The 13,773-nt window shown below is 54.2% G+C and carries 8 protein-coding genes and 1 pseudogene; 5 read left to right on the top strand and 4 right to left on the bottom strand.

The features are described 5' to 3' along the window. The first annotated feature begins 6 nt into the window (after window positions 1-6). From ACTJKE_RS21700 to ACTJKE_RS21685, 4 genes are all read left to right on the top strand, one after another. Window positions 7-810, top strand: a complete 804-nt coding sequence (locus tag ACTJKE_RS21700) for an ABC transporter permease (RefSeq protein WP_440692318.1) — start codon at window positions 7-9, stop codon at window positions 808-810. Window positions 811-1,087: 277 nt separating this feature from the next. Next, the gene (locus ACTJKE_RS21695) at window positions 1,088-2,044 is read left to right on the top strand and encodes an NAD-dependent epimerase/dehydratase family protein (RefSeq protein WP_440692316.1); all 957 of its coding nucleotides are present in this window, start codon (window positions 1,088-1,090) and stop codon (window positions 2,042-2,044) included. Between the two features lie 102 nt (window positions 2,045-2,146). Next, window positions 2,147-4,951 (top strand): glycosyltransferase, encoded by a 2,805-nt coding sequence (locus ACTJKE_RS21690; protein WP_440692314.1) that lies wholly within the window; start codon window positions 2,147-2,149, stop codon window positions 4,949-4,951. A 72-nt stretch (window positions 4,952-5,023) separates the two neighbouring features. After that, window positions 5,024-7,078, top strand: a complete 2,055-nt coding sequence (locus ACTJKE_RS21685; protein WP_440692312.1) for a polysaccharide pyruvyl transferase family protein — start codon at window positions 5,024-5,026, stop codon at window positions 7,076-7,078. Between the two features lie 213 nt (window positions 7,079-7,291). Here the strand turns inward: ACTJKE_RS21685 and ACTJKE_RS21680 are convergent, their stop codons facing one another. Then, window positions 7,292-9,502 (bottom strand): hypothetical protein, encoded by a 2,211-nt coding sequence (locus tag ACTJKE_RS21680; protein ID WP_440692310.1) that lies wholly within the window; start codon window positions 9,500-9,502, stop codon window positions 7,292-7,294. Between the two features lie 27 nt (window positions 9,503-9,529). Then, a complete protein-coding gene (locus tag ACTJKE_RS21675; RefSeq protein ID WP_113399096.1) occupies window positions 9,530-9,766 on the bottom strand; it encodes a hypothetical protein in 237 nt (78 codons plus the stop codon). Between the two features lie 562 nt (window positions 9,767-10,328). Here ACTJKE_RS21675 and ACTJKE_RS21670 point away from each other — a divergent pair. Further along, a complete protein-coding gene (locus ACTJKE_RS21670; RefSeq protein ID WP_440692308.1) occupies window positions 10,329-10,973 on the top strand; it encodes a methyltransferase domain-containing protein in 645 nt (214 codons plus the stop codon). A gap of 504 nt (window positions 10,974-11,477) precedes the next feature. Here ACTJKE_RS21670 and ACTJKE_RS21665 read toward each other — a convergent pair. Both ACTJKE_RS21665 and glmS read right to left on the bottom strand, forming a co-directional pair. Beyond that, window positions 11,478-11,597: pseudogene (locus ACTJKE_RS21665) on the bottom strand (IS630 family transposase); the annotation flags it as partial. Between the two features lie 258 nt (window positions 11,598-11,855). Beyond that, window positions 11,856-13,679, bottom strand: coding sequence for a glutamine--fructose-6-phosphate transaminase (isomerizing) (gene glmS / locus ACTJKE_RS21660; RefSeq protein WP_440692306.1), 1,824 nt, complete (start codon window positions 13,677-13,679; stop codon window positions 11,856-11,858). Between the last annotated feature and the right edge of the window lie 94 nt (window positions 13,680-13,773).

The following is a 13,773-nucleotide window of genomic DNA, read 5'->3' as shown; positions in this document are numbered from 1 at the left end:
CAATTCATGACAAGCAATCAAACTGACCCCACAACATTGTCTTACGCGTTACGCCAAAAGTACAACGTGATGAAGGCGGTTGTACTCAGGGACATGCGGACGCGTTTTTTTGATCACGGGCTCGGTTTTCTCATAGTAGCTCTATGGCCGTTAGCACACATGATCATTCTCCTCGGCATTTATCATTTTGCTGGGCGCCAGGCTCCCTTTGGAGACAGTCTCAACGTTTTTTTTGCCACGGGCCTAATTCCAACATTGCTGTTCATGTATGTTTCGCGCTTCATGTCCCTTTCAGTAATTTTGAATAGGCCGATGTTAGCCTTTCCCGTAGTTCAGGTGCTAGATATTCTCATGGCCCGAGCTTATTTGGAAATAACTGCAGCGTTGCTCACACTTTTTTTCATGTTTACCATACTTTTTTTGCTTGGCGAGAACCCTTGGCCCGCGAATCCGGAAGAAGCCGTGCTCGCGTACCTCTCAACCGCATTGCTCGCCGTCGGCGTAGGCATCTTAGTCGGTGTGATCGCTATGTTCTTCAACTTCGCAGTGACTATCTACGCCTTGCTGATGATCTTGGCATACGTCTCCTCGGGCACCCTGTTTGTTACAGCTTATCTTCCCGACCTTATCGCAATTCCGCTATCATGGAATCCGATTACTCAGGCTGTGGAATGGATGAGAACCGCTTACTTCGAGACATATCCTGATCGCCTCTTAGATCGTTCCTATCTCGTCGGCTTCGCACTCACAGCTTTGTTCGGAGGACTGCTGTTGGAGCGAGTTTGCAGAAGAATCATGCTCGAGAGCTAGCCGTGATAAACTGATGGGTTGCTGACAAACCTCTGGGTCGGCTAGCAACCAGAAATCGCGCGTGAGAGAGTTCCTTCGACCGCTCATGCAGCACCGCTGCGCAAACCTACCACGCAGGATACTCCGCGAAAGTGCAGCAACCGGTTGACGACCTAGCATCAGAACGATAACACCCGACGGTATTGCGTTTGCTGTTCCTTCGGCTCGGCGCGTTTCGCGAGTAAAAAGTTGGGTGTACTCGCTCACCTTGAAGATAATTTCGTTGAGAGATTTGAATTTGAAGGAAGATACTTTGAAGAGGATATTAGTTACAGGGGGTGCCGGTTTTATTGGGACACACCTCGTGCGGAAATTAGTTGAACTCGAATACGATGTCGTAATTCTGGATAATCTAAGTTCCGGAAAGCTTGCTGAGATTCCCCAAGCTGCCGTTTTCATTGAGGGGTCTGTTTTGGACAGCCACGCCGTCCAAAGAGCACTTACTGAAGTCGATGCTTGTATTCATCTTGCCGCGGTGGCGTCGGTAGAAAAATGCAACAAGCAGCTCAAACTCTCACACCAGACCAACATTACTGGATTTTTGTGCATCGTCGAAGAAATTGTCCGTTCGGGTAAGCCCATACCATTAGTGTACGCTTCTTCGGCGGCCGTTTACGGAGGAACTGAGGACCTGCCCCTTTCAGAAGAAAGGAGGTGCATTCCCCTGTCGCCTTACGGAGTCGACAAGCTCTCTTGTGAACTGCACGCGCGTGCAGCTTATGAGGTCTTCGGTATCACCACGACCGGTCTTAGATTTTTCAATGTGTATGGGCCGGGACAAGATCCCCTGTCACCGTATTCCGGCGTCATCACAAAATTTGCCGAACAAGTTACGAATGGTCGAGACATCACTATTTTTGGCGATGGGAGTCAGACGCGCGACTTCGTTTATGTCGATGACATCGTTGAAGCCTTGATTCGTGCGGCATCTGCTGCCGCCACAGGGGCTAACGTCATCAACGTTTGTAGTGGGATTGAGACATCCATTAACGAGCTCGCACAAGCGATGATCAGCGAAACCAACTCCCGCTCAAAGATCGAATATCATGGCAACCTAGCCGGAGAGGTCAAGTATTCGAGGGGTTGCGTCAAGAACCTACGTAGAACGCTTAACTATGAATGCCACACTTCTCTTAGAGACGGACTGTCGCTGTTGCTTGCGACATTCGCCAAAAAATCTAAGTCTAATGAATAGCTGTGGGCTCAACCAAACTTAAAGAGATCGCACGCAGTTAACCCTTCGCTGCGTGACTGCAACAAATGTAGTCGTGCGAGGATTGAATAAGTGGATACCAAGATGACCTTCAAAATTGCACTTGTCACCGAGGAACTGGCCGTCTACGGAAAATCTGGCGGCATTGGTGCGGCGATCTACGAGATGGCAATTATGCTTGCCGAAAATGGACACCGTGTCGATATTCTCTATATACCTAATGAGAACTTCGATGATGCAAGGCGTCGCCGTGCTGTCGACGCCTTTGCTGATCGCGGGGTAAAGCTGGAGTTTATCGATCCTTCAAAATATGTCTGGAATACTGGAGACGTTGCTAATAGATCCTACAGTGTTTACAGATATATTAAGGAAGCTAAGAAAAACTACCACTTTATACACTTCCACGACTATAAAGGGCTTGGGTTCTTCTCTTGCTCCGCGAAACGGCAAGGTATTGCCTTTGCGGATACAACGCTGGTTGTTCAATTGCATGGCCCAACCCGCTGGGCACTCCACGCCAATCGAGCACTCTTCACCCACTCCAATCAGATTCTGATCGACTATTTGGAACGTGAAGCGATTCGGCTTGCGGATCATGTCGTGAGCCCAAGTAACTACCTGATCGAATGGCTCCGGGAGAACGGCTTCAAGCTACCCGCAGACGAGCGGGTGCACATGATCAAAAATGTGTGTAGCCAAAGTGTGCGCATTCACCGCAATCGCCATGCCACGGGCGAACGCACGAAGATACGCCAACTTATCTTTTTTGGAAGGCACGAAGCCAGAAAGGGTATTGTTACTTTTTGTGATGCGTTGGATCTGATCGAACCGGTGCTAGCTGAAACCGGAACTTCGGTCTGCTTCCTTGGTGGCCTGGGCGAAGTCAACGGCTGGTCGTCAGGCGTCTTTTTGAGCGAACGATCGCGCAAATGGGGCTTCCCAATCGAAGCGCGAATTGACCTCGACCGCTTGGAGGCACTCGCGTTTCTCGCATCCCGCCCTGCGACACTAGTAGTCATCCCTTCCTCGGCTGAGAACTCTCCGTATACAGTTGTCGAAACATTGGCCGCCGGGCGGGCCGTTCTAACCTCCCGATCTGGTGGAGGAAAAGAGCTTATTCATTCGGACTACCATCGCGACGCAGTTGTCGACGCGGAACCGGAGGCGATAGCCGAACGGCTGAAACGATTGCTCCGTGAAGGAGCACTAGTTCCACAATTCGCCGAAACACCGGAAGATATATCAGCACAATGGCTGGAGTTCCATTCGACTTATCAGCCTGTTGAAGGCGTCGCAGGTCCTTTCACCGCGAAGCCCAAGGTGGTGGTCGGCATTACGCATTTTGAAAGGCCCCGAAAGGTCATCGGAGCCGTGATGTCTGTCCTGCGGCAAACGTACGAGAATATTGAACTCGTTGTCGTCGACGACGGCTCACGCTCCAACGAAACAAAAGAAGCCATACCCCACCTAAAACAGTTGGTTGAGCGAACCGGAGGGCGGTTCATTCAGCGAGAGAACGGCTACCTCGGAGCCGCCCGTAACACGATTGTCAAGGAAACCACGTCTGACTACGTGATCTTCCTTGATGATGATGACCTTTTGCTGCCGGGCGCGGTGGAAAAGCTAGTCGAGGTTGCAGGCCACACTGACGCCGATATCGTTAATTGTTTGAATCTATACTTGGAGGCTAGCGACAGAAGCAAGTTTGAACTTGCCCCAGAAAGCTTGAAGACAAAGGTGTCCTACGTTCCCACCGGTGGCCCAATTTCGTTGTCGCATCTAGCGAACCATTTTGGAGCGGCAACGGCCCTTATTAAGAGATCGTTCTTCGATAAGATTGGTGGCTATACCGAGATTAAGCGAGTCGGTTACGAGGACTACGAGTTCTACCTGCGTGCGGCGCAGCAAGGCGGAAATCTGACTATTGTACCCGAACCTCTGTACCTGTACGAAGTCGGTAAACCGAGTATGATTTCTAGCACGTCGCGGTTGGTGAACAAGCAACGAGTTACGAACGCAATTGATGTAGCCCCACACGCAGCCGAATGGATTGATGCGCTTGAACTCGCTGCAGGCATCGAGGCGATCTCAGACGAGCAAAACATGGCGCATTGGCTGACCTCAAGTTCGCCGCACGCTGCCTTGCTCACCCGAGTGGCTTCAACACGAAACAGCTTGCCGGACCACGTTGAGGCCCTTCGTGAATATGCGATTGCGATAAGCGCTCCGTCAGCCGCGCTAGCTTGGGAACAGGCCCTTTGCAAACCGGAGGCCAACAGCGAAAGTATGATTGAGCGAAGAGCACGCCCAGTGGCAGGTACATTTGCCCACTGGGTTGCGCGCCATGACACCGGCGAAATCTCTACGACTACCGAACTCGTGACGCTTTGGGCATTGCGTCGTTTCGATGACGCTTCCGCTGAACTTGCGAATTTCCTCGAGCGGACGGGTGAAGCAAACGAGTTCGCGATTGAATTCGCCCACACTCTCGCTAGTTCGCCAGAGTTGAAGGCGAGCCAGGCGGCAAGCTTGTCTGATGCACTCTCGTCAATAACAACGACAGAGGACCTGGCTTTGAAACTTCAGGGCGCACTTACTGCACTTGATATTGCAGCCGGTCGACTTGAAGCAGCAAGAACGAGCCTGGCGTTTATTTCAGCGACTGAAGCTAAAGAGTATGTGGAGCGATATAAGGATCTGCAGGACGCATTCGGAAGTCGAGCAAGTGAGCATGGCCTAAAGCATTACCAAGGTTACGGATTCCTAGAAGGTCGTGAAGGTTTTGAAGTCTTGCGACGTTTGGCGGTTGCGGTTGGCACACGCAATGGGCGCGAAATTCGACCGTGGCAGCTACGCACCGATTTTGACCGGTTGGTTGGCGAAAAATAATGGGCTGATCCGCCTTCGATCTCCGCTACTCAACGCAGGTTCCTCTTCATCGTATCAAGCGAGGACGTCCCAATGATTGAACAACAAACGAACCATAGGCAAACGTCGGCTTCGGGAGCAGAACATTCAAACATCAAGGCTGACGAAGCAGGTGTTGTCCGGCAGTCACAACGTAACGTGGACACTACGGCATTCTTCCATCCGGACGTGACCTTGGCAAAGGGCGACGATGTCGCGTCCCACATTATTAGACTTGCCGGAAATACTGGAAACGTTCTATTCTGGGACTCCCTGGCAGGATTTTTCAATTATTCGATCAGAATAAAGGACGCTTACGACATCCCCTCCGAGGTAAAGACACTTGTCCTCAGCATGGGGAACTGGATATCGCCTGATAATGATCTAGGGGACCATGCACACGCAATAGAACAATCCAATGTTGAGAAAATCGTTGTGCTTGGTGCCGGTGCCCAAGCGCAAACGCGTGGTGAGCCAATCTCCCTGTCTAGCGGGACTCGTCGTTTCCTCGACCTGATCGCAGAGCGATCCACATCAATTGGCGTACGCGGCGACTACACTGCTGAAGTTCTTGACGGATTCGGTGTTAAAAACGTCGATGTTGTTGGCTGTCCTTCCGTTTTTATGATTGATGGCCAGTTTCGGTCAGTGCCATCTGGCGCATCGCCTCGTCTTGCGGTTCACACTACATGGCACGGCCACTATCGCGATGCCATTAATGAGTTGCTTCGCTTCGGTTGTGAGAATGACGCGATCTTCGTCGAACAGTCGGAAGTCTCTCTGCTTCAGTTTGCGAATAGCCGCAAAATGGATGCTGGCCTTCAGTATCGGTTGCGCCACTATTCCGAGGATCATATTCAATCTTGGAAACTGCTACGATGGCTGAGCGAGCGCGCGGAATTCTATTTAGATTTACAAACGTGGCGCGCTGCGATGAGCCGAGTGGACTTAGCGATTGGTTCTCGTTTCCATGGAAACGTTGTTGCGGCCATAGAAGGCGCACGCACGTTGTTGCTGACTCTGGATACGCGGACTGAGGAGTTGGCCCAATACTATAATATGCCTCACATGCGCTTTACTGACTTTGACGCGCGTATTACTCCAGAATCATATTACGAACTCGCTGATCCCACGTTATTTTTGAAAAGCCTTCCTCTAAAGAAACAAAGATTTATAGCCTTTTTGCGCAAGAACGGTCTCCAGCCAACCGAGTCGTTTTTACGTGACCAAGCGTCGATTACAGAAGCCCACCTCCACGGCGAAGAACACGATTCTCAGGCCGCAATTCGGAGGTTCGATCGGGATGCCGACGCCTTGGGACTTACTCCAGAACAACACAGTATGGAGCGCATGCGGCGCGCGCTGCCTCTAAGAACGCGCGATGAAGGCGAAGCAGTCGATCGCGCTGAATTTGTCACCCCCAGATCTGAGCGACTGGGCGAAGTGCCTCCACAAGTGCGAGTATCGTGGAGGGCGCGGCAAGGAGTAGCCAACGCGTACTCGCATCAAAATACACCGATGGCTTACGACGACCGCGGCATGCAAGAACAATGGCAACGTGAAGTCTACATTAACGCAATGCGCTTAGCAGAGGCGAACAACTTTCGCCGGATTGTCGATTTCGGTTGCGGTTCTGGCTTTAAACTTATGAAATATTTTGCCAACTTTGAGACTGTAGGCGTAGAAATCGAACCCGCACTTTCGCAGCTGCGCACTGTTTATCCCGACAGGGAATGGGTTAGCGGCGAATATGTAACGCCGGATACGTTTAGCGGAGACCTTGTAATTTGCTCTGATGTAATCGAGCACTTATTTGAACCGGACCGCCTGCTAAGTGCTATGTCCGCATCGAGCGCTAAAGTGTTTGTCTTATCCACTCCAGCGCTAGAAATTCTAGCGGATCGCGGCCAGTCTAGCAGAATGGGTCCACCGACCAACACATCCCACGTTTTTGAGTGGACAACTACGGAGTTCGCAGGTCTAGTGTCGCAGCATTTGGACATTGTCGCGCACACGATAATCAATCTTCGGCAGGCGAGCCAATTCTGCGTAGCTAAACTAAAAAATCAAGAAACACCGATTCAGGTGCCGAACTTTGCGTACGATTAGCTTGGGCATCTCGGCCGTCGTCCGACGTTGGGGCGTCAATCGCGGTTTGCTGAATGTCTGGCCTCGCGAAACCGGGGGATCTCGATGATCCGAGCAAGCCTGCGCTCAGCATGACCTGCCACTGAACTTTCATCCAGCGGCGACTAGAGCCCCGGCGGATATCGCTTCAAGTCGAATTGGCGAGAGCACGCATGACCGGGATCTGCTGACTGATTAAGGCTCAGGGCTCCAGAAACGTGACATATAGCTCTGATCGAAATCGATCTTTAGGCGTCCGTCGAAGGCGGCCGAGAACTTCATATGTAGAATTCCCGTGCCTTTATCGTACCACCAGCCCTGAAAGGCAACACTGGAACCCTCTAGGTCAAACAGGGAGTTCCGCATGTGCGCAACGTTGACCTGTAGTGCCGCGTCATAAGCGGGCAGCAACAGGCCGCGCTTTCCAAGGTTGAATCGTACAATGTTTTTTGCATCGAAATTCTCAGTTTCAACGATGATCTGCAGCGATCCTCTTGTAGCGGCGAGGCTCTCTGTAAATGAAGCGTTCGTGGGAATAAATGAGCGCAGTGGGTTGTCGGCAACGAGAACGCGATTAAGCGCAGCGTATGGGGCCACGGTCTCATCGACTAGAACTGGGCGGGTGTAAAAGCTATGGAACTGGTTTGACTGAATCATCAGATCGGCGATCACTTGCCCAACGGCCGTAGATTTGATGATCACGCCCGCTTCGAGGTTCTGTCGGTTGCCATAGAACTTATTGCCAACAATCTGCTTGTATAGCGATTGCCCATTTAGGATAATGCACGCGTTGTCTACGATATTACCGGAAATTAGCGATGGAGCCCTATGTCCGTCGATGAATTCGATTGCTATCGGGTTCGCGCCAACGCTACCCTCGTTTCCAGGTTGGCCATTCCAGATATGGCCATTCATCACAGATCCGGAGGAATGGATACGAATGGGTATCAGCCCTGTATCGACACTTCCGCCAAGGATTTCGCTGTCAGCGATCTGGAGATCGACGCCAATCCCTGTTCGGGTAGCCCATGGATTATCTTCATAGCTGACAGCGAAGCCCGAAACACGTGGATTTTGTAGCTTTACGTCAGCGCTATAGCCAACGGGTCCAAGCCGGATACCATACTCGCGCTGGCCCCAACCGAGTACGGTCGGGTTTGTAAAGAAGCCCTCCTGCGGACGATTGATCAAAACACCATTGGCTACTTGGTTACACTGAATAGTCACACTATTCAGTGAAAAACCCCACAACTCACTGTCCGGGACATCATGTTCCAACACCGCTCGGTTTGGGGCAAATGGTGTTGATGGATCAACAATCAGCGTCCCATTGCGGATTTCCAGTCCATCACAGCCCTCGAGTGATAGCGGCTTACTTACGCGATACTGCCGTCCCCGCAAATCAAGGCTTCGTTGGTTGTCGCGCTGGCGGGGAAGCGACGGTCGCGTGAATTTGAAATAGCTCAAAATTGATTGTAATGCGGCACTATCGTCCACAGCGGTGGCGCCCAAATGCCCATCCCCAACGGCCCCAGCCGCTAGAGGATCAATACCCAAATCATCGACTCCAAACCATGCCCCAGCATTCTGGAATTTGAGACCATGCGCTGGCTCGGTCCCGACCTTAACGAAGGTTCTGCGCCTATCCTCGACGAAAACCTGCCGGGCATTTGAAGGAACAATGGAGCCCGACGCCCCGTCGAAACTGACTATACAGAATAGTCCCGTATCCGGCTGTAACGCGCTGTCGGCCAGCGCCCCCTGGGCCGCCGTCGCTAGGCCGGCTCCGTTGACGAGATGCGAGGCATCCTTATTTTCAAGCGTGCCGTCATCCTTCCAGCCAAGGATCGTCCCGGCCCTGAAATGTGGCAGTCGTAGCGCCGGACTTCCAATGTCGGATTGCACCGATCGGCCAAGGTCCCGGCGCACTTCCTGCAATACAGTTGTTAATTTCGAAAGCTGCATTTCAAGCACAGGGATGTTGATCTGCATACCCTCGCCGATACCGACGGAGCGCTCCGCCAGGCGTTCGGATGACACAACGAATTCCGTTGTCACTGGGATGTCAGCCGCAAACTGGATCGTGAATGAATCGAGGGCCTCTCCAGCCGACTTAACGACCGTTACAGCCTCCTCGACGAAACGCTCGGCGCCTTGCGCCCGGACATAGACCTTCACATCTTCAATGTTGAAGATCTTGAATGCGAAGGGTCCATAGACCGCTCCGCCATCACCGACAAGAATGCCGGTTTGTCGGGTGCCGCTAGGGACTGGATAGAGACCGCATTTGAAACTGCCTTCATCGCCGTTCAAGGCAGTGTAGAGGGGGGGCTTGCCGTCCGAAGGTGAAACGTTTCCTTCAGCAGCCGCCAGGAGGCCAATTTGTAGCAAAGATCGCCGCCTCATGAAATCTCCCCAGATGCTGGTGATCTTTCAACCACCAAAGCAGGCGCTACCGGCATGGTCGGGAAAGCCGATGTTATGTGAATCGCCCAATAATTCACTTAAGTCCACTCTAAACACCAAACGCTCGTCAGCACCGAGGACTTCAAAGGCTAACAGTCGCAGACCCGTTCTGGTCTCTATCCCCGACTTGACGCCGATGACCTCGGAACGTGCGAGATAGCGCTTGTCCGGGAGATCGAGGCGACGCAGGCGAACCTGGAGCAACAGAATCTTTCTCCAGATCCGGATCACTTATTCAATTCGCAAGGAAGCTTTCTACCGACGCAAAGGCTGTTGGGACAATTGAGGGAGATCCACGACCGAGCGCCGAGTTTACCTTGCGTCCCACTGCGGCAAGCGTTTGCACTCCGACGTGGCCATCCTCTCGAGCGCCGACGCTGCCCTGCAGCGTGTTCACGTCGCGCGACGGCCCGAGGTTCACGCCGAAGTCAAACGCGGCCTAGTCGAGCCCGGGAGATTGGAGGTCGCCACCGCTCCCGGTCACAATAGACGGTAGATATCTTCGGCCTCCATCTTGGTCATTGCTTTGAGAACGAAGCGACGTCGCGCGCGGCCGGCTCCCTCAGCGTGATGCCGCACGACGGCAGCCGCCCCGCTCATACACGGATACAATAGCGGCCCACAACCCCAAACATGAGTTCAAGGGCCATCAATGGAAAGTGTTTCCCAAGCCATTTCGTCACCCCAATGTTGTGGAATCTAGCTAGTTGATTGCACCATTAAAACGTGTTGGTTTTACCACATGCACTTCTGAAGGAAGACAATCATGACTGTTGATCACAAAGAGAAAGTCATCGACAAATGGCGTAACGAAGGGAGCCCTGACTTTGGCTATTTCGATGAGGTCGAGGATAAGCTTGGATCGTTTTGGGTCTCCGGTAGCATCTTCAGAAAACGGTTCGACACTTTGGACCTAACCTCCGTGGTGGAGATAGCGTGTGGCAAGGGCCGTCATGCGGCCCAGATCGCTGATCAATGCGGGAAACTCGTGCTGGTCGACACCTCCAAGGACGCCATCAAATTCGCCTGCAAACGCTTCAGCGGAAAGAAGAACATCGAATGCGTCCATTCAGAAGGCGGCGAAAGCCTCGGGTTCATTCCGACCGGTTCGGCGACTGCGGTATTCAGCTACGACGCGATGGTGCATTTTGAGCCCGTGACGGTTTTTGCATACCTGCAAGAGACCAGCCGTGTGCTTAGACCAGGCGGACGGGCGCTCTTTCATCATTCAAACTATTCGAAACAGCCTGACGAGGACTTCAACCTAGCTCCAGGATGGCGAAATTACATGACGTCCGACTTGTTTCGGCACTTCGCTCAGAGAGCTGGTCTCGATTTGCTTGAACATCAGGTATTCCCGTGGGCGGAGCCCGACTCTGACGCTATCTCCCTTATGCAGAAACCTGAATAGTACAGTTCGGCGCAGCCGCCGCCTCAAGCGCCATGTTCTGGTACTTCTTAAGGCGGCGGTCGATGCGACCTCGACCTTGTCCTCCGGGCGGATGTGGCCGCTAGCGTGCTTGCCGTCAATCTCGACCTCCCCGTCGCGCACCATCTCCTCCCTGCGTCAAGCAATAACCTCTCGCAACTTCATGAGGAGGACCCAGGTGGGCGGTGCCTGAGGTGACGCTGAACACGGCATTGCAGGTCTTCTCGGCGCACTTGAAGCGGTTACGGCTCAAGCAGACCTCGCCCGAGCCCTTAGCGAGGACCGTTTACGTTGAGCCACTTGCGTTTTGCGGGTGCCTATTTTTGATGCCTCGCAAGAAGGTCGATTACCTTCGGATTTTACCAAGTTTCGCCCCCCGAAAAGTACCGCCGGCTCTGCGGGGAGCGTACTGACTGCGGATTTCGGAATAACAGGACAGCGATTCCGGTAAATCCCGGACAGTCGTTTCACTAGAGCATTTCCCTTTCATGCTGGATCGTATCCGCATGAGTTGAAGTAGTTTCTGCATTCTTTTGGCGCGACGAGATGGACGAGCTTGCCAATCATGTCCCACAGACCAGACACGGTCCGCTCAGCCGCCTTCCTTCTCCGCACCCCTCTCAAATCGGAGTCCAGAATGGCAAAACGGCGCGTGCGAAAGTCGATGTTTTAATCGCCGAAAGACTGTCCGGGATTTACCGGAATCGCCGTCCGGGAATTAGCGGAAATGCTGTCCCGGATTTAGTGAAATCGCTGTCCGGGATTTAATGGAAACCCTGTCCGCGAATTACCGAAACCCGCATACTGACAGTTCATGGCCCGTTGGATGGATTGAGCCACGATGCCTTCAATGGTCAAGCCAGTTCACTCAACGGTCACCGATTTGGCGAGGTTACGGGGCTGGTCGACGTCGGTGCCCATGAACACCGCGGCGTGGTAGGCAAGCAGCTGGATCGGCAGAGAAAAGATCATCGGCGCGACGACCTCGTCGACGTCAGGCAGCACGATCGTCGTCATCGTTTCGAGCTTCGAGGCGGCAGCGCCCTCTTCATCGGTGATCAGGATGATCCGGCCGCCGCGCGCGGCCACTTCCTGCATGTTGGAAACCGTCTTCTCATAGAAGCGGTCGTGCGGCGCAATGACGATGACCGGCATGTTTTCGTCGATCAGCGCGATCGGTCCATGCTTCAGCTCGCCGGCGGCATAACCTTCGGCGTGGATATAGGAGATTTCCTTGAGCTTCAGCGCGCCTTCCATCGCCAGCGGGAAGCTGGTGCCGCGCCCGAGATAGAGCACGTCGCGGCACTTCGACAACTCGCGCGACAGAAGCTCGATCTGCGGCTGGATGGCATTCAACACCTGGCCCATGATACGCGGCATTTCCGAGAGGTAGCGAACCAGCACCTGCTCCTCGTCTGCACTGAGCGTGCCGCGGGCGCGTCCGGCGCCGATCGCGAGCGACGCCAGCACCGCGAGCTGGCAGGTGAAGGCCTTGGTGGAGGCGACACCGATCTCCGGACCGGCGAGGATCGGGAACACGGCATCGGACTCGCGGGCGATCGTCGATTCGCGCGTATTGACGACGGCGCCGATCTTTAAGCCCAGCTCCTTGCAGTAGCGCAGCGAGGCAAGCGTGTCGGCGGTTTCGCCCGACTGCGAGATGAACAGTGCTGCCGACTGCGGCGACAACGGGATTTCGCGATAGCGGAACTCGGAAGCGACGTCGATTTCCACCGGCAGGCGGGCATAGCGTTCGAACCAGTACTTGCCGACGAGGCCGGCGAGATAGGCCGTGCCGCAAGCGGAGATTGCGAGACTCGGGACCTTGGCAAAATCGATCGTGCCGCCGAGTGCCTTGATGCGGTTGCCGGCAAAATCGACGTAGTGACTGAGCGCGTGCGCGATCACCTCCGGCTGCTCATAGATCTCCTTCTCCATGAAATGCCGGTGGTTGCCCTTGTCGATCATATAGGCGGCCGACGAGATCTGCCGCGGACGGTCGACGGCATTGCCGGCGAGATCGAAGATATGCACGCCGTTTGCGCCGATCACCGCCCAGTCGCCATCGATCAGATAGGTGATCTCGTTGGTGAAGGGCGCAAGCGCGATCGCGTCGGAGCCGAGGAACATCTCGCCCTTGCCGTGGCCGATCGCCAGCGGCGGTCCGTTGCGCGCCGCCATGATCGTCGACGGGTCGTCCTCAAAGAGCACGGCGAGCGCATAGGCGCCGGTGACCCGCTTCAGCATCGCATGCATCGCCTCGCGCCGGCCAAGGCCCTCGCGGCGGAACCTGGAGAGCAGATGTGCCACGACCTCGGTGTCGGTGTCCGTCTCGAACTTGGCGCCGTCGGCAATCAGTTCGTCCTTCAAATCCGCGAAGTTCTCGATGATGCCGTTGTGGACGACGGCGACACCGTCGGTGAAGTGCGGATGGGCGTTGCGCTCTGTCGGCGCGCCGTGGGTTGCCCAACGCGTGTGCGCAATGCCGATCGTGCCGGCGAGCGGCTCTTCGCGAAGCCGGATCTCGAGATTGACGAGTTTGCCCTCGGCACGCCGGCGCTCCAACGCTCCACCATTGATGGTCGCAACGCCGGCGGAATCATAGCCGCGGTATTCGAGGCGCTTCAGCGCATCGACCAGGCGCTCCGATACCGGCTGGTTGCCAACGATGCCAACAATACCGCACATAGTCGTCTCCGATTTGTCCCCGCGCCCGTCGTGGCGCCTCAGCCGATGAGGGCGGATGTCCCGCCCGTTGCGCTGCCTTGGTAAAGCATTTGTC

It is taken from the genome of Ensifer sp. 22521, from assembly GCF_052044795.1.
Taxonomy (GTDB): domain Bacteria; phylum Pseudomonadota; class Alphaproteobacteria; order Rhizobiales; family Rhizobiaceae; genus Ensifer.
Note: the sequence above shows the minus strand (reverse complement) of the source record. Positions and strands in the feature narration are given on the sequence as shown.